Genomic DNA, 18,232 nt, shown 5'->3' with positions numbered 1-18,232 from the left:
AAGTAGAATGAAAATTAATATCACCAATATATAAAATAGCCCACAACATAAAAAATAAAACGGGGATAATTTGATTTGACCTGATATTTTTTTTGCAAGATGCAAAAATGAGGAGAGGGTATTTTCAATTTTGGTGTTACCGTAATTGTAAAAATAATATTTAGCTTTGTTGTTTCGGCTAATAAAACTGATAAAAGCTTATACCCGTTTCAAAGTTATGGTAAAAAAAATTCAAATAGAAACGCTTTTGGAGGACCTGACAGACAGGGTGCTGTTGGATGTCCGGACTCCGGCAGAGTTTGAAAAAGGCCATATTCCGGGAGCCCTAAATCTTCCTTTGTTTTCCGATGAAGAGAGGGTAGTGGTCGGTACGGCCTATAAGCAGGAAAACCCGCAGGTAGCTCTGCTCAAAGGGCTTGATTTTGTGGGAGGAAAAATGAGGCATTTCGTAGAAGCAGCGGAAAAAATGGCACCGGGAAAAAAGGTGACGGTGCATTGTTGGCGTGGCGGGAAAAGAAGCGGTAGTATGGCCTGGTTACTCGACACGGCGGGTTATGAGGTAAACGTACTGGATGGAGGGTATAAATCCTACAGGAATTATATTCATGAACAGTTATCGCAGGACTTTTCAAATATGCTGATCCTGGGAGGTTTTACAGGGTCGGCTAAAACAGAAATTTTGCATGCGATGAAAGGGCTTGGAGAACAATTCCTGGACCTTGAAGGCATTGCTCATCATAAGGGTTCTGCCTTTGGTGCCCTCGGGCAGGAAGAGCAACCCCATGTGGAGCAGTTTGAGAATAACCTGTATAAAGCTTTTCAAGGCATTGATCCCGCCACCCGGTTCTGGGTTGAGGATGAAAGCCGGTCCATCGGAAGGGTTTATGTGCCTCAACTATTTTGGGAAACCATGCGCAAACGGCCCGTGATCTTTTTAAAAAGAAAGTTGTCGCACCGGGTGGATCATTTGGTAAAGGGGTACGCTTGTTATTCTCCTGAAGAGCTGACTCATTCATTTGAAAAGATCAAAAAACGGTTGGGGGGACAACATCTCAATGCTGCATTGGAAGCAATAGAGGCGAAGGATTATGGTAAGGCTGCCGAAATTGCCCTTAATTATTACGATAAAGCTTATTCAAACGCGCTGGGCCGACGGGCGGAGACTTGTGAGGTCATTCCCTTTGAGACTGCAGAGGAAAGTCCGGAAGCTATTGCAAAACAACTTATAAATTTCGTAAAGAATGGATTTGTTAAAGGATATTAAACTGACAGAATACAGCCATGGTGCCGGCTGTGGCTGCAAAATTGCGCCGAAGGTACTGGACGCAATACTGACAAACAACGGGCATCACCAGATTTTTGAAGCCCTGCTGGTAGGGAATGACGAACGCGATGATGCGGCGGTCATGGACCTGGGGGACGGCACTGCAATAATAAGCACGACCGATTTTTTTATGCCCATTGTGGATGATCCTGCCGATTTTGGTCGTATTGCTTCCGTGAATGCCATCAGTGATGTTTATGCCATGGGAGGTAAACCCATCCTCGCGATCGCTATCCTGGGGTGGCCGATTGACAAACTGCCCGCTGAGTTGGCCAACGAGGTGATCAATGGTGCAAGGAACGCCTGCAAAGAAGCCGGAATCCCTCTGGCGGGCGGGCATAGTATCGACAGCCCGGAACCCATTTTTGGCCTGGCGGTCACAGGAAGGGTGGATATAAAAAACCTGAAAAAGAACGGAGGTGCGGATCTCGGGTGTAAATTATTTCTCACCAAGCCTATTGGCGTGGGGATTCTGACGACGGCACAAAAGCAAAAAAAACGATTGCCTGAGCACGATATGCTGGCACGGAACAGCATGGTCCAGTTGAACAGCATCGGTGAAATGCTCGGAACCTTGCCTTACGTCAAGGCGATGACCGATGTTACAGGTTTTGGCTTGCTGGGGCACCTTGCGGAAATGTGTGAGGCGAGTGGCGCAAGCGCCCGTGTTGATTTTGAAAAAGTGCCCTTTATAAACAAAGCCGTCCTCGACAATTACCTGGAAATGGGTTGTATCCCGGGAGGCACCCAACGCAACTGGGCGTCTTACGGACATAAAATTGGCCCCCTTTCCGATCAGCAAAAATACTTGTTATGCGATCCGCAAACCAGCGGTGGGTTACTCGTAGCGGTATCCCCTGAACATGAACAGGAGTTCGTGCATACCATGAACCTGAACGGATTTGAATTGGAAGCATTCGGGGTAATTACCGATCAGGGAGATCACCTGGTGGAGGTTGTTTAGCCTTAGTAGGCAGTTGTCGTTTATTTAATGGGAACAATGAAATCCAACAAAAGAAAAACCACTCAATGGCTAATCCCCGAATCAGTTGTTCCGACAGCTCCGGGCAGTTATGATATTTATCCTGGATTTAAAGTGCCGGATCATTCAATCCAGGCAGGTTATGAATCTTTGGCTGGTGTTTTCGAAAAACACCAACACGTCATTTTAGAAGGTTACGTGGGCGTTTTCTGGGAGGATTTGCGCAACGGCATAGATGCTCATTTACAGGAACGGGGGCTGAAGGTCAAATGGCAAAAGATGGCCAGTGCCTTTAAACCGGTCGGAGAGGTTGAAACCATCATTGCGCCTTTTCTGGGAGGGGACGATCCGGTTTTTGGAAAAAAAACTACCCTCACCCTCATTGATTTTTATGATATTGGGCAAATTGAAAAAATGATCCCGGACCCGACGGCAGATATCAATATCGTTTATGGGCCGGGTGCGGCCCTGTGTCAATGGGAGGGATTGGTTTGTTATGTCGATCTGCCTAAAAATGAACTGCAATTCAGAATGCGCGCCGGGGCGACCACCAACCTGGGTGCGGTCGAATGTACCTCGCCCAAATCCATGTACAAAAGGTTTTATTTTGTGGATTGGGTGGTGCTGAATCTTCATAAACAACAATTATTGCCCCGTATTGACCTCCTGGTCGATGACCAAAGACCGGAAAAGCCTTTCTGGACGACAGGAGAATGCCTGCGAAGCAGCCTCGAAGCAATGAGTGTCAATTTTTTCAGGGTCAGACCCTGGTTTGAGCCTGGCGCCTGGGGCGGTAGTTGGATGAAAAATCATATTACGCAATTGAGCAGGGAGGTTCCCAATTACGCATGGTCCTTTGAATTAATCGTTCCTGAAAACGGGCTTTTACTGGTAGACAACGGCAAAGTTTTGGAATGCTCTTTTGATTTCCTCATGTTCCAGGCCCATGAAAACGTGCTGGGAGCCGCGGCTGACCGTTTTGGCGTCGAGTTTCCCATACGTTTTGATTTCCTCGATACCTTTGACGGCGGGAATTTATCCGTCCAGGTACATCCGCGGGAAGATTTTATTAAAGAAGCCTTCGGGGAAAATTTTACCCAGGATGAGTGTTATTATATGCTCGATACCAAGGAAGACTCAGAAGTATTCCTCGGATTTAAGGGAGATATTGATCCTTCTTTGTTCCGTGTTGAATTGGAAAGCAGTCTCAAAAATACGACTGAAGTAGATATTGAAAAATATGTTAATAAGGTAAAAGTACGGAAACATGATTTATTCCTGATCCCTGCAGGCACGATCCACAGCTCGGGAAAAAATAACCTGGTACTTGAAATTAGCGCAACCCCATATATTTTTACCTTCAAACTTTATGACTGGCTGCGCCTTGACCTGGACGGACAGCCAAGGCCACTGAACCTGGATCGGGGGTTTTTAAACCTGAACTTTGCCCGAAAAGGGGAGGTCATTGACCGGGAACACATTGCCAGGCCTGAGTTGATGGAAAAAGGGGAAGACTGGGTATTATTCCACCTGCCCACCCATAAGGACCATTTTTATGACGTTCACCGGATGGAATTTCATTCCCTTGTGGAGGTGGATACCCAAAATCAATGCCATGTATTATCTTTGGTGGAAGGGGAATCCATCCTTTTGGAAACCGCCGGAGGATTAACACAAAGATTCAATTTTGCAGAGACTTTTGTGGTTCCCGCAGCCTGTAGAAAATATAAGATGATCAATGAAGGAATGGGCATTTGTAAAGTGATCAAAGCTTTTGTAAAAGCATAAAATCCGGATTATGGAAAATAGAAACGTCGTTCTGATAAGCGTGATCTCCGCTTTGGGTGGATTGTTGTTCGGCTTTGATACCGCCGTCATTTCAGGGACTATTGCCCCGGTTAGGGACCATTTTTTGCTGGGGGTGGATATGGAAGGATGGTTTGTAAGTTCAGCTTTAGTCGGGTGTATGATCGGCGTTTCCCTCTCCGGGATGGCCAGCGATGCTTTCGGCAGAAAGAAGGTTTTATTGGCCTCTGCCATATTTTTCCTGGTCTCTGCGGTGGGTAGTGCACTGGCCGGTTTGGTTTCTTCATTGGTCTTTTATAGAATTATTGGGGGCACAGGTATTGGAATTGCCTCTATTCTTTCTCCTTTGTACATCGCTGAATTGTCTCCCTCAAAATTAAGGGGACGGCTGGTCGCTTTATACCAGTTGGCCATCACCATAGGTATTCTTTCGGCTTATTTATCCAATGCTGCCATCGTACAAATCATAGGTGCGGAAAGCAAAGAAACCTGGCGATGGATGTTCGGCATGGAGGCCGCGCCTGCGCTTCTTTTCCTGTTCATGTTGTTTTATATTCCGGAAAGCCCCCGGTGGCTGTTGTCCAAAAATAAAATTGAAAAAGCCAGGGTCATCCTGAATCAATACCTTCCGGCCGGGGAAGCGGCGGACCAGATCCGGTTTTCAGAGGAGGAACAGTTGGAAAAGAGCCGTTTCTGGGACATCATGAAAAACAGATCCCTGCTTTGGTTGTTGCTGATCGGTGCCCTGTTAGCTTCTTTTTCACAGTTGAGCGGAATCAATGCCATCATTTATTATGGTCCTGATATCCTGAGCAATGCCGGCCTTACCCTGAGTGATTCCCTTGGAGGGCAGGTCACCATTGGGATGGTGAATGTTTTGTTCACCTTTCTGGCCATTTGGAAAATTGATGCCTGGGGCAGAAAACCATTGCTGCTTTCCGGCATTATCGGCGTATTCCTTTCTTTGGTGATGTGCGGCAGTTACTTTTTTTACGGAATGGAACAACCCTTTCTTATCATTATTTTCATTACCGCCTTCATCGCCTGTTTTGCATTTTCCTACGGGCCGGTGACCTGGATCATTATTTCCGAAATTTATCCAACAAAAGTAAGAGGAACGGCCATGTCCATTGCGACTTTATCGCTTTGGTTGACCAACGTTTTAATTGCCCAGGTTTTCCCAAGGATGAACGCCTGGTCAGAGTGGGGCGCCTTTGTCGTTTTTGCGGGGATCACTCTGGTGGCGTTTTTCTTTGTCAGGTTCTTTATTCCGGAAACAAAGAACAAGAGTCTGGAGGAGATTGAAAAACATCTGATTTCCGCTGAAATTCATTAAAATTTCACATTTTCGTATTTGAATATTTTGGTTGGGATAAAAAAATAAAAATCAATGGGTAAAATATTATTGATTATCGAAAACGATACCCTCCTTCAAATCATTTCTTTATTTATTGCCTTAGCGACATTTATTATCGCCAGAGCTATTGAGAAAAAAAGAGATAGGCGGATCGCTAACCGGGATACCTATCAAAAACTCGAACTGGCATCCATTGATCTATTCCGCTTTGAGGCTACGAATCTGGATCTGATCAGACCAGTATGGGAAAAAGATGAACCGATACCAGCGCAAGGCACTGCGGAATTCAAGGCAACCTCCAATTATGTGTGCCAGATGCTGAACCTGTTCGAACTGGCCATCAAATTTCGGGAAGATAAAATTTTGCCCCCTGATGTCTTTGGGTCCTGGGTGGCCTGGTTCCACGATCTGGTCACGGCGCCGGGATTTCCTGTTTTTTGGGAGGATCAGAAGTGGGATTATCTTCCTCAACTGAGGAATATCATGAATTCCGGTTTACACCTGATCGAGGAAGAGCCGGATGAAGAGGTCATGGAAAGCCGGTTTTATGAGTACGTTTCCCATGTTTTTAAATGTGATGTGGTGGCTGGCTGGACGGATGCTTCAGAAGATACTCCTTTTGATGATTTCTGGAGAAGGAACAACCCAAAACACAACCGTAACAAAGGGAAAGAGCTCGATATGACCCAACTGGCCATCTGGTGGGTGACGGATGATTCTGAAGTGCAGGCCATGGTAAAGCTGTTTGTTGAAAATTCAAAAAAGAACTATATTTCTCACGGAGAAATCCAGGTAGGCCGGGCCATCAACGAAAAAGAATGGATCCAGGATATAGCGGCCCGTATGGCTACGGAATTTAAAGATGCCCTAAAAAAATCCCCCTTTGGCCCTTCAAGATTGATTGGAGCCTACTATGATGGAAAGCTTGTCGGACTTGCATTGGTTGAATACGATGAAAACCCAAATGGATGGTACGCCACGCTTTCAGATATTGCTGTGGATAAGACCTATCGGAAATTAAACATCGGAGAGCAAATAGTTCATTGGATTTTCAATCACCTGAAGGAAAATAACATACCACAATTATTTGCCGAGAGTAACCTGCATAACGAACCCGCTCACCAGTTTTTAAATAAACTGGGGTTTAAAACCTTGTCAAAGGTCTTCAAGAAGAATATATAATGAAAAAATTACTTATCCTCGGAGGGACTCAATTCATTGGCCGCAACCTGGTCGAGCGATTGCAGAAGGAAGATGATTTTGAACTTACGTTGTTCAACCGTCAAATGACCGGAGCTGAGTTGTTTCAGGACGTTCAAAAAATTAAAGGAGACAGGAGCACCGACGATATCCAACAAATTGCCGGGAAAGACTGGGATTTTATCATCGACCTGTCGTGTTATTTTCCGGAGGATATGAAAGGGGGGCTTGAGCAATTATCGGATTCGGTCAAACGCTATATCTTTATTTCCACCTGTTCCGTTTATGATAATCAAAAATACCAGGGAAAAATGAGGGCCGAGGAAACTCCCGTATTGGGATGTTCGCGGGAAGAAATGACGGATCTTTCTCCACAGTCCTATGGGAACAGGAAAGCAGAATGTGAACGTATTTTAATTAAATCAGGGTTAGATAATGTCATTTTTCGACCCGCGCTTGTTTATGGTCCGTTTGACCATACTGATCGGTTTTATTACTGGATGCACCAGGTAAAGTTCAATGATCTTCTATTGTTGCCGGATAACGGGGACCGTTCTTTTTCGGTCACCTACGTGGAAGATCTTGCCGAAGCTATTATTCGGGCTTTAAATCCAGGTGTGTCCGGCGGCGTTTATAACATTATTTCCAGCCCGCAAACCTCCATTCGTGAAATAGTAAATGCTGCTGCGGGGGAATTGGGAAAAAAAGTGGATTGGATCAATGCCGGTCCCGAATTTTTAAAAGCTTCCGGAATCAGCGAGTGGACCGATATGCCGCTTTGGATTGATAACGACTATTTCACGTACAGCAACCAACGACTTCAGGAAAATTTTGACCTACGGCTCACAAACTTAAAAGATAGTATGACGGTGTGCCGAAAATATTACGATTCCTTGAATTGGCATACCCCTGCTTATGGGCTGTCGGATCAACAAAGAATTAAGCTGATCCACGAATTAGAAACCCCTACCTGAAAATCCCTTTCACAAAACGTTGTGCTTTAACAAGAGGCATAAGTTTTCGTGCTTCTTTCAGTGCCTTATCCAGTTTTACAAATAAGTCATCCAGTTGGTTTTTGGCTATGATCAATGGCGGTAAAAACTGGCATATCCGTGTGTCATTATTGGCGTAAACCATCAACAGGTTATTATCAAAAGCCGTTTTGGTCAGGATAGGACCAGCCAGTTCGTGGCTGAGTTCCAGTCCCATCATCAGGCCTTTTTGACGCAGGCCTACGAGGAATCCCTTGTGTTTCTTTTTCAGGATTTCGGTTCGCTCTGCAAACAGGGCAGCCATATGGTTTACATGATCCAGAAATTCCGGATCCGAGGAAATTTCCAATACTTTTTGGGCGACCAGGCATCCCAGCTCCGCTCCTCCAAAGGTGGAGATATGAATGAAAGGATCCTCGTGAAAAACAGTCTCCAGCGGCTGGCGGAGGACCGTGGCAGAAATAGGGTAGAGGCCCCCGGACAATCCCTTGCCAATGACCACAATATCCGGAACCACTTCGAAATGCTCGAAGGCCCAGAGCTTACCTGTCCTGCCCAAACCGGACTGTACCTCGTCGAGGATCAGCAGGGCGCCATTTTTATCGCAAACTGATCTCACCTGTTGCAGGTATTCAGTCGATGGAATAAGCATGCCCAACGTTGCTGGAATGGTTTCCAAAATGACCGCAGCTGTATCGGGGGTGACGGAATTTTCCATGGCCAACGCATCCCCGAAAGGGATTTGTTCAAAATCTGCAGAAGGAGGTCCGAAAGGGTCACGGTATTTTGGATCGCCCGTAGCCAGTGCCAGCCCGGTATGGCCGTGATATCCTCCGTTGGCAGAAATGATCTTTTGTCGTCCGGTAAATGCTCTGGCCACTTTTATGGCCAGGTCCACGGCTTCCCCTCCACCTACTCCGAAAACGACATAGTTGAGGTCGCCGGGCATGGTTTGCGACAACAATTTTGCCAGTTTCGAGCGATGCCTGCTCATGAGGTGGTGGTTGCCGATATCAAGGTGGTCAAGGCTGTTTTTCAAGACTTCAATGAGGGCAGGATTACGGTGTCCCAGGTTGAAAACCCCTCCGTTTGAATGCAGATTCAGCAATTGTTTTTCACCATCCATGTCCGACAAAAAAATGCCGGATCTTTCTCCCATCACAAAATCCATTTTGTATTTGCTAAAAAAGGCTGCTTTCCCGGAGGAAACGTGGGTTTTGAAATCTTCAATGATCCCTGATTTTGTGCTCATGTGCCGAGGATTTGAGGAATTAGACTTATTTGTCAAAAGTAACCAAATAAGTCATGGTAGACAAAATTTGAAGAATTATTGAATAAGGCTTGATTTAAATAAAAATGTAAAGTATATTTGTCTTTTAGTAAAAATAATTTGTCTTAAAGAACAGTTTTTTTGTCTTTTTGATCCATTAATCAAATCTTAATTAACATGAATAAGAATCAATTTTGCGAAGCGGAGCAAAGCCGCCTGGACAAACTTAGTGCCTTTAAATTACCCAATTACTTCAAGCAGATCGGAATTGTCCTGTTTGGCCTTGGTTTTTTAGCCTTGATTTTCACTTCCAAAATGGAACCGGAGCAGGAAATCATAAGAACTGCATTCCGTAAACTGTTGTTGATCGGGCTGATATTGGTTTCGTTGTCCAGGGATAAAACGGAGGACGAACTTACCCTAAAGCTGAGATCCCAGTCTTATTCCATGGCGTTTATTTGCGGAGTGATCTATGCGGTGATCCAGCCGTATGTAAATTACCTGGTGAGGGTTTACCTGAAAGGACAGGAAATTGGTTTCGAGGAGTTAGGGGGTTTCCAGGTGCTGATTTTTATGCTCCTTATTCAGATAGGTTTTTTTGAACTTTTAAAGCGGATGAGGTAATGCAAAATAAAATAAAAATAGAGCGGGCCATAAAGGATCTCACCCAGGAGGATTTGGCTCAACTGGTTGGGGTATCGCGTCAGACGATCAATTCCATTGAAAAGAACAGGTATGTTCCCTCCACGGTACTGGCCCTGAAAATCGCAAAGGTATTTGCCAAAACTGTAAATGATATTTTTGAACTGGAGGAAGGGGATTAGGATAAAATGCTTCCGTCTGGCGTATTGGAAAAAATTTGTGAAGACTATGCTGTAAAACATATTATTTAGCCAAATTATGGTTGCTTTGTGTGACTTCCACCCTTGATAAAAAGGCCAAATAGTGGTATTTTACCATTGTGCGGTAATCTAAAAAAATCAGGGTTATGTTTGTAAATAAATATATACTTTCAGTCCTAATTGCTTCAATGGTTTTGATCGGTTCCTGCGGAGAGGAAACCCCTCCTGTTCCTGATGCAGTGTTCAATCCTACGGCTTATGATATGGTGGTTCCTGCTCATATGCCTATCCTTGAAATCCCGGAAGACAATCCCATGACGGTTGAAGGGGTGGAACTGGGACGCATGCTTTTTTATGATAAAAAATTACACAGCAACGAGACCCACTCCTGTGCCGATTGTCACTTACAGTCAAAATCCTTTACCAGTGATCCTACAGTCCTGCCTCACATGAATTTCGGCTGGTACAATAATTTCCTTTGGAATGGTAAAATAAGCGGTACCCTTGAGGATATCATGTTCTTTGAGGTAGCCTCTTTTTTTGCGACAGACCTGGATAAATTGAACCATGATCCTTTATACCCGGATCTCTTTTTCGAAGCATTTGGTACCAAAACCATTACGCATGAACTGGCTGCAAAGGCCCTTGCCCAATTTGAAAGAACCCTGGTGTGCAGCAATTCCAAATTTGACCGTGTGGTTTACCAGAACACCGAATTTTTTACCGATGAGGAATTACACGGTTACGAGTTATTCTTTACAGAAGAAGGGGACTGTTTTCATTGTCACGGAGGCGTGTTGTTGACGGATAATTTGTTCCACAACAACGGGCTGGATGAAACATTCGAAGACATTGGTTACGCCGCCATCACCGGGAAAAATACGGATATGGGACGCTTTAAAACGCCAACCTTAAGGAATATTGAACTGACAGCCCCTTATATGCACGACGGACGTTATGCCACCCTGGAGGACGTGGTGGATTTTTATAGCGACGGGCTAAAGTTTTCCGATACAGTAGATCCTTTGATGAAGAACGTACACCAGGGAGGGGTGCGTCTGACTGATCAGGAAAAGAGTGATATGGTCGCTTTCCTGAAAACGCTGACAGATACTGCTTTTATTCATAACCCGCTATTCTCTAACCCGTTTTGACACAGAAAAACTTTAGGAATTTTCCTGGCAGACACAGCTGAAAGTGCCGCATGTTTTGCCAATCAGTTCTTTTTATGCAACTTTTTTTATGGTCCGATTTTGGAAGGAACACCCTACAGGTACTAACTTAAAACTTTTACATTATGAAAAAGATAATCAAGTTATTAGTATTGGTGTTGTGGCCATTTTTTGCCTTCGCACAACATATGGAGTGGAACAAATGTTTTGGGGGAAGCGATGATGATATGGCCTACGCGATCATCCAATCCCACAATGGAGGTTTCCTCATTGCAGGGAATACCCGGTCGGATGACGGAGATATTTCTATGAACCACGGAAGCAGCGACTTTTGGGTCATAAAAATAGATGACAACGGGGAGATTCTTTGGGAAGAAACCTATGGTACTGAAGTTTACGAAAGTGCCTCGTCTATCACCGGAACCCAGGACGGGAATTATATCATCGCAGGTCGGAAAAACATGGTGGGGGGAGATCCAATGAATACCGATTTCTGGATCGTTAAGATCAACGATTTCGGAGGAGTAATCTGGCAAAAAAGTTATGGAGGCAGTTCATTTGACATTCCTTCCAATATCATGAAGACCATTGATAATGGTTTCATTATTTCAGGAGTGACCAACTCCCATGATGGAGATGTGACCGGTAATGATCCCAACAAGTGGGCGGCCTGGATCATTAAAATTGATCAGCTGGGAAATCTACTTTGGGAAAAAAGTTTTTTCATTAGTGATTGTGTGAATTTTGGCTCAGCGCTACTGACACCCGACAACGGGGTTGTTTTTACCGCAGATGTTTGTGAGAGTAATAGCAATTATCTCATTGTCAAACTCGATGAAAACGGCAATATGCTTTGGCAAAAAGAATACGGAGGCAGTCTGAACGATTATCCCCATTCTATTAAACCTACGTATGGTGGGGGATATATTGTGGTCGGTTCTACCGCTTCCCAGGATGGTTATGTTTTGGGCAACCATGGTTCTTTTGATTATTGGGCGGTTATGATCGACGAGGATGGGGAACTGGTTTCCAGCCATTGTTTTGGGGGAAGTGATCCGGAAACTGCCTATGATGTGATCCCCAAAAACAATACGGAGTTTATCATGGTCGGTGTGGCGGAATCTGACAACGGGGATCTCAAAAATGAGGATGATTTTGGAGATTTCTGGATCGTCGATTTTGATCATCAATACAATATTCTTTGGGAATTGTGTTTGGGAGACAGTCTGGGCAGAGAGGTGGCGACTTCTTTGGTTCCCATGGGCAATAACAATTACCTGGTGGCCGGTTATAGCTGTACACAGGATGGCCAAATTGTGGCGGACAACCATGGAGGTGCCGATTTTTGGGTGGTTAAAGTGACAGATGGAACCACTATGGTAGAAAATACGAATGAAAATATTGATTGTAATATTTATCCCAATCCGACCAGTGGTGTTTTGAGGATTGAAACCCCGGATTTACGTGCGGTCGAAATCATCGATATCCAGGGCAAAGTTGTATTCAGGACGGAAGTTAATCCGGATCATTTGAATTTATCAGGGTTGACAAAAGGGCTTTATTTTCTTAAAGTGCAAAAGAAGGAAGGCGTGATCGTTGAAAAGATAATTTTGCAATAATAACCAACAAAAAAACAGCTACCCGTTACAGGCACCGCGGGAAGCAAGGGGGAATTTTAATATTCATTTTGAATTAATTCTTCCGGATAAATTGTAAACTTGCGCTCAAAAAGAAGATGAAGCATTTATTTTTATTACTGGGGTTTTTGGCCTCCCAGGGGCTTTTCGGCCAGGATGCCGGTGGAATGGCTGTCGTTACCAATGAATCTTTGCTGGTCAGGAATTACAGCATCACCAATGAAATGTTTGCCTTTGTAAAAAGTGGCAACAACCCGATCCATGGAATTACCATCGTATTGAAAGGGGAACCAGCGACAAGCGGATCAACTGTTATTTCGGCAGAGATCAATTTTTTTGATTCCGGCGATCAGCGGTTAAATCAAAAGCCTGCTTTTGACAAAACTACCCGGCAAATTGTGGCCAATTATCCTATTGAAGCTTTCTCCGGTATTTTGGAAATGATCAAAATGAAGCAGAAAAAGAAAACCTTACTTTCTTTTAATTTTTCTTCTGATGCTCAACAAAATGCGGTCAGGGCGTTCTTCAAACTGGAAGAAGCAAACTGAGGGTAAAAGGAAACATTGAACAAAGATTTTGGAAAGTGAATTTAAACTTTCCAAAATCTCAGCAACAGCACTTCAAGTCCGAGGAAAATCAATACGGCAATGATACACCAGCGCCAAAGCACAATGCCCTGGCTCCGTTCGGCAATGGTTTGGGTCAAATAGGCTTCATCTGTAATATCGATGACGCTGGTGGTTGGCCCCGCGATATTTTCCAGGTCTTCCCCCGAATAGTATTCCAGGTCTGATTCCTGGCGGTCGTAATTGAAGGCATATTGATACAGTTTTTCCTCAGGAGTAAGAAACAATTCATAAAAACCTGCATCCGGGATTTGTTGGTGTACGCCCAAAATGGCCCGAGCTCCAATGATGCGTTGTTCCGGAATAAATTCTTCTGCTTTGCCTTTCAGTTTGTAAACCGTTTCATTGCCAATGGCCTGGGTGATGGGATAACTTACCTGTTCGTCCTTGCCTATGGTATATGCTACGGGCCTTGTCTGCCCGGAAGAAATAGCGGTCTTATACAAAAGCGGAACAAAGATCTCTCCGTTGCGCACCAGGTCATTAAAATTTGTGTTGAGGGGCGAAGCGCAGAGGTAGAGATTACCCTGTTCAACCTGGTATTTTGACAGATAAGGTTCTCCGTCGCGGAAAGTGAGCAGGGGTTCCGCCTTCCTGCTTTGATAGCTGGATAACCTGAAACTTCCCGTGGTGGAAGGTAAATTGAAATTGGCCGATTTATTTTCATAGACATCGTGGAAAATGAATTCATCGGTATTGATATAACTTACTTTTTTAGCGGTTTCCTCAAAACGTTCCAGTTCATCTGCCGGAAAACCGCTAAGGAAACTCCTGTAGGAGGCTATGGTTGCATTTTTGTTGGGAAACACCAGTAAATTTCCTCCGTTTTTAACAAATTGCTGCAGTTCAAAGGCCAAACCTGTAGAAATGGAAGTCAATTCGTTGAGTACGATCAGCTGATAACCTGACATTTTGGAATAGTCCAATTGATTGGAAGTCGCATTGGTCAGTACGTAATTGCCAAAACCTCTGAAGGCAGCCTCCATGTTCGGATTGGCCGCTAAATCGTTAATCGCTAAAACATTGATCTGTTCCGCCACGAGGAAGGACAGGAAGTATTTATCATCGAATTGAATAGGATAATCTGTGATATTGAGGGTGACATTTTGCCAACCCGGCTTTAGAACCGTTAAATTTATGGTATCAATCACGAAGGATTTGGCAGGAATATTCATGGTGCCAACGGGTTTATTTTCCCCGGTGTAAAGCATGGATAACCGGATATTTTCAGCATCTTCATTGGTATAATTCCTCACCCTGACCAGTAGGGTATTCAGTTGATTGAGCATTTGTACAGGTGCTTCAAACCAGGCCGAATCGATGCCAACATTATTTTCCCGGACGGCCTGGAGCGGCAACAAATTTATTTCAATGGTGGTATCTGCTTCGTTCTCCAGATCGGTAATATTTCTTTGAAAATCGGAGAGCAGGTAAATGGTCCGGTTGTCGGCATCCCCTGAATTTAAAGTTTGCTTTTGGCGGCCCAATACCGAAGACAGCTTTTTTACTGCAGGAGAAATTTTAATTTCTTCCACCAGATTGAGGGCTTCATCCTTGCTGTAAAGTCTCTGGTGACGGCCTTCAAAATCATTGGTCAGCACCTGGAACCTTGCATCGACGGGGTAGGCTTCCACGATTTCCCGGGCACGCTGCTTCGCTTTTTCTATCAGCGGCACATCGCTGCTGAGCGCTTTCATACTGAAGGAGTTGTCAATAAACACACTCACGGCTTTAGATCCTTTTTTGACTGCGGCATTTTTGGCGGGGAGGAAAGGTTGTGCAAAAGCAAAAACCAAAAAAGCGATAGCCAGCAAACGCATTAAGAGTACCAGGAGGTTTCTCAGTTTTGAGCGGGCGCTCGTCTCCTCTTTCACCTCTTTCAGGAATCGTACATTCGTAAAGTAAACTTTCTTAAACCTGCGAAAGTAAAAAAGGTGAATGATTATCGGAATGGCCAGTGCGGCCAGTGCAAATAAAAATGTCGGATATAAAAATTGCATATTTTCTATTATTGGCCCTGTACCCTACAAAATCAGATCGTAAGGCTTCATAAAACGTGGATCGCAAAATGGTTATTCACTGACTATTAGGAAACGTTATATACTTACCGCTTGTTTACTGTCAGGATGGGTTTTTATCCACCCGTCGATCGAGACAACTCCTACGAAAGGCAAATGTAAGAAAATGCCGGAATTATATCAGCAGCAAAATGGCTAAAGTGGAAAGTTGAGTTGGCAGAAATTCTTTTTGCATAAAAAACAGTTGGCCGATAAAAAATGCCCGGAAAAGCATCTGTTTACTTTTCCAGGCATTTAACATGATGAGAAAAAAATCAGTTTAACCAGCTAATGGGCCAGTTATGACTTTTGTGCATCCACACAGGCGATGCCCGTCAAATTAACGATATTATTAACAGGAGTACTGCGCGTAATCAGGTGAATAGGCTGAGAGAAGCCCACCATGATAGGTCCTATGGAATGAATGTTACTCATCGCCCTAAGCATAAACAAACCGATATTGGCTGCATCAAGGTTCGGGAATATTAACAGGTTTGGCCTTGTGTCAATGCTGGAAAACGGGAATGTTTTCTGCAAAAGGGTCGGGTCAAGAGCCATTCCCGCCTGTACCGGACCATCAATATTCAAATCCGGCCGCTTTTCGTTGACAATTTTGATGGCATCGATTATTTTTTGCGTTTCAGGGACCCGAACGGATCCGAAGTTGGAGAAGGAAAGCATCGCTACATTGGGTTTAATGCCCAGGCGTTCCATTTCTCTGGCCCCCATCAGTGTAATCTCAGCCAGGTCGGTAGCACTAGGGTTGATGTTAACCGCGCAATCTCCAAAGAAATATTGTCTGTTGCCATGCTGAACCATATACAATCCTGCGACCAGCGGTCCTTCTTTCTGACGACCAATGATCTGTAGGGCGGGTCTCAGTACATCCGGGAAGCTTGAGTCTACTCCCGCAACCATACCATCCGCATATCCTTCTTTGACCATCATGGTGCCGAAATGGTAATAATTTTTCATATCCTGCGCAGCCTGGTTCATGGTTATCCCTTTCCTTTGACGGAGTTTGAAATAGGCATTTGTCAGGTCACTTCTAAAAGCTGCATTTTTCGGCTCAATGATTTCGATTCCATCTGTACTGTGTTTGTTTTCTTCAAACAGGTCCAAAATTTCCTGCCTGCTCCTTCCCAATAAAATAGGCTTAGCGATGCCCTCTGCGGCTACCTCTGCTGCGGCCCACATGATTTTTGAGTTGGTACCTTCCGGAAAAACAATGCGTTTCGGGTCTTTTTTTGCCTGGATGAAAATCTTGCGCATGACCTGTCGGGACCAGTCGATTTTTTTGCGAAGTTCTTCCCGGTATTCTTCAATATCAATGGGCTTTTTAGCTACCCCGGTTTTCATGGCTGCTTCTGCCACAGCGGAGGCTGTCCAGACCAAAACCCTTGGATCAAAAGGTTTAGGGATAATATATTCGCGGCCATAGTTCATTTCCTTATCTCCATAGGCTTGCCGAACTCCCTCCGGAACATCTTCTTTAGCCAGTTTTGCCAGGGCGTGCGCCGCGGCCAGTTTCATCTCTTCATTGATATTGGTCGCCTGTACATCGAGGGTTCCTCTGAAAATGTATGGAAATCCCAAAACATTGTTGACCTGGTTAGGATAATCACTGCGTCCGGTGGCCATAATGACATCCGGCCGGGCTTCTACGGCATCGGGATAGGAGATTTCCGGGTCTGGATTGGCCATGGCAAAAACGATCGGATTTTTAGCCATGGTTTTAACCATATCCTTACTCAATACATCTTTGGCAGAAACACCACAAAACGCATCAGCCCCCTTCATGGCATCCTCTAGTGTTCTGGTTTCAGTAGTCCTGAAGAATTTGTCTTTGTATTTGTTGGTGCCTTCATCGCCTCTTCCTTTCCACAGCACTCCCTTACTATCGGTCATTAAGACATTTTCAGGTTTTACTCCCAGGGAAATGTAAAAATTGGCGCAGGCAATACCGGCTGCTCCGGCTCCACTGAAAACAACTTTGATGTCTTCCATTTTCTTTTCTGCAATTTCAACGGCATTGATCAGGGCAGCCCCTGAAATAATTGCAGTTCCGTGCTGGTCATCATGGAAGACAGGGATGTCCAGTCTTTTCTTTAGCGTTTCCTCAATATAAAAACATTCAGGAGCCTTGATGTCTTCCAGGTTAATGCCTCCAAAAGTCGGGGCAATTTGTTCTACGGTATTGATCACCACATCGGGATCAAGGCTTTGAATTTCGATATCAAAGACATCGATGTCCGCGAATCTTTTGAATAAAACACCTTTACCCTCCATAACCGGTTTAGAGGCGAGGGCGCCAATGTTGCCTAATCCCAACACAGCGGTACCGTTACTGATCACGGCTACCAGGTTCCCCTTGGCGGTATATTTTAAGGCATTGGCGGGATCGCGCTCGATCTCCAGACATGGGGCTGCTACCCCCGGGGTGTAGGCAAGGGATAAATCGTGCTGGGAGAGGCAGGGTTTTGAGGAAATGACTTCTATTTTGCCCGGGCGATTTTGCTCGTGGTATTGAAGTGCTGCATTTTTTAGACCTTCTTTGTTCATTAGTCAGACTTTTTTGTTTTACGGTTAGAGAGGAAATGTCCGGTTCTTATGACTGTCGGGTTTAGGCAGGCATGGCTTTTTCGGACAATTCAACTTTTGGTAAATTAATTAATTTAGGGTAAATGAAAATCCTCTGAATCACTATTAAAGGCAGGACGCTCGCTTCTTTTTCTTTGTTACAGTGCCTTCCGGGTCATTAAATTTCCACCTGTACGCCTTTGCGTTCCGGGCACAATTTTCGATAAAAAAAGAATGAAAAAAACTAATGAAAGTCAGTGTTTCATAGTGATTTTGGGCATTATGTCTCTTTAAGCGTAAAAGGAGCGCTCTGTAGAGTATAAAATATTGATTTTAAGTGGGTTGTATTTTTAGAGAATGAAAGGATAAAGGTGAAAAATGACCATG

General features: G+C 44.5%; 14 protein-coding genes. 11 read left to right on the top strand and 3 right to left on the bottom strand.

Features of this window, described 5'->3' with window-relative positions; translation table 11 throughout:
• Positions 1-217 precede the first annotated feature (217 nt).
• The 6 genes from mnmH to H6571_19430 are packed head-to-tail and all read left to right on the top strand — an operon-like array spanning position 218 to position 7,643.
• Entirely contained in the window at positions 218-1,264 is a 1,047-nt protein-coding gene (mnmH, locus tag H6571_19455; protein MCB9325924.1) for a tRNA 2-selenouridine(34) synthase MnmH, read from the top strand.
• On the top strand, positions 1,242-2,288 hold the full coding sequence (selD, locus tag H6571_19450) for a selenide, water dikinase SelD (protein MCB9325923.1): 1,047 nt from the start codon (positions 1,242-1,244) through the stop codon (positions 2,286-2,288). The genes mnmH and selD overlap by 23 nt, the downstream gene beginning before the upstream one ends.
• Before the next feature lie 27 nt (positions 2,289-2,315).
• Complete coding sequence (locus tag H6571_19445; GenBank protein ID MCB9325922.1) at positions 2,316-4,094, top strand: hypothetical protein; 1,779 nt, start codon at positions 2,316-2,318, stop codon at positions 4,092-4,094.
• A 10-nt stretch (positions 4,095-4,104) separates the two neighbouring features.
• The gene (locus H6571_19440; GenBank protein ID MCB9325921.1) at positions 4,105-5,448 is read left to right on the top strand and encodes a sugar porter family MFS transporter; all 1,344 of its coding nucleotides are present in this window, start codon (positions 4,105-4,107) and stop codon (positions 5,446-5,448) included.
• A 54-nt stretch (positions 5,449-5,502) separates the two neighbouring features.
• Complete coding sequence (locus tag H6571_19435) at positions 5,503-6,651, top strand: GNAT family N-acetyltransferase (protein MCB9325920.1); 1,149 nt, start codon at positions 5,503-5,505, stop codon at positions 6,649-6,651.
• Positions 6,651-7,643, top strand: coding sequence for an NAD-dependent epimerase/dehydratase family protein (locus H6571_19430; protein ID MCB9325919.1), 993 nt, complete (start codon positions 6,651-6,653; stop codon positions 7,641-7,643). The genes H6571_19435 and H6571_19430 overlap by 1 nt, the downstream gene beginning before the upstream one ends.
• Here the strand turns inward: H6571_19430 and H6571_19425 are convergent.
• The gene (locus H6571_19425; GenBank protein ID MCB9325918.1) at positions 7,636-8,913 is read right to left on the bottom strand and encodes an aspartate aminotransferase family protein; all 1,278 of its coding nucleotides are present in this window, start codon (positions 8,911-8,913) and stop codon (positions 7,636-7,638) included. The two genes, H6571_19430 and H6571_19425, sit on opposite strands and share 8 nt — an antisense overlap.
• 195 nt (positions 8,914-9,108) lie before the next feature.
• On the opposite strand from H6571_19425, the gene H6571_19420 reads away from it, so the two are divergent.
• From H6571_19420 to H6571_19400, 5 genes are all read left to right on the top strand, one after another.
• Positions 9,109-9,555, top strand: a complete 447-nt coding sequence (locus H6571_19420) for a hypothetical protein (GenBank protein MCB9325917.1) — start codon at positions 9,109-9,111, stop codon at positions 9,553-9,555.
• Complete coding sequence (locus H6571_19415; protein MCB9325916.1) at positions 9,555-9,755, top strand: helix-turn-helix transcriptional regulator; 201 nt, start codon at positions 9,555-9,557, stop codon at positions 9,753-9,755. The genes H6571_19420 and H6571_19415 overlap by 1 nt, the downstream gene beginning before the upstream one ends.
• Positions 9,756-9,961: 206 nt before the next feature.
• Entirely contained in the window at positions 9,962-10,927 is a 966-nt protein-coding gene (locus H6571_19410) for a c-type cytochrome (protein ID MCB9325915.1), read from the top strand.
• Positions 10,928-11,070: 143 nt separating this feature from the next.
• Positions 11,071-12,564: a T9SS type A sorting domain-containing protein gene (locus tag H6571_19405; GenBank protein ID MCB9325914.1), complete on the top strand. Its 1,494-nt coding sequence runs from the start codon at positions 11,071-11,073 to the stop codon at positions 12,562-12,564.
• A gap of 116 nt (positions 12,565-12,680) precedes the next feature.
• The gene (locus tag H6571_19400; protein MCB9325913.1) at positions 12,681-13,130 is read left to right on the top strand and encodes a hypothetical protein; all 450 of its coding nucleotides are present in this window, start codon (positions 12,681-12,683) and stop codon (positions 13,128-13,130) included.
• A 41-nt stretch (positions 13,131-13,171) separates the two neighbouring features.
• On the opposite strand, the gene H6571_19395 is transcribed toward H6571_19400, so the two are convergent.
• Together H6571_19395 and H6571_19390 are read right to left on the bottom strand one after the other, a co-directional pair.
• Entirely contained in the window at positions 13,172-15,208 is a 2,037-nt protein-coding gene (locus tag H6571_19395; GenBank protein MCB9325912.1) for a BatA domain-containing protein, read from the bottom strand.
• Between the two features lie 357 nt (positions 15,209-15,565).
• Positions 15,566-17,827, bottom strand: a complete 2,262-nt coding sequence (locus H6571_19390) for an NADP-dependent malic enzyme (GenBank protein MCB9325911.1) — start codon at positions 17,825-17,827, stop codon at positions 15,566-15,568.
• Positions 17,828-18,232: the final 405 nt, after the last annotated feature.

Source organism: Lewinellaceae bacterium (assembly GCA_020636105.1).
Taxonomy (GTDB): Bacteria; Bacteroidota; Bacteroidia; order Chitinophagales; family Saprospiraceae; genus BCD1.
This window is presented reverse-complemented; position numbering and strand designations above follow the sequence as displayed.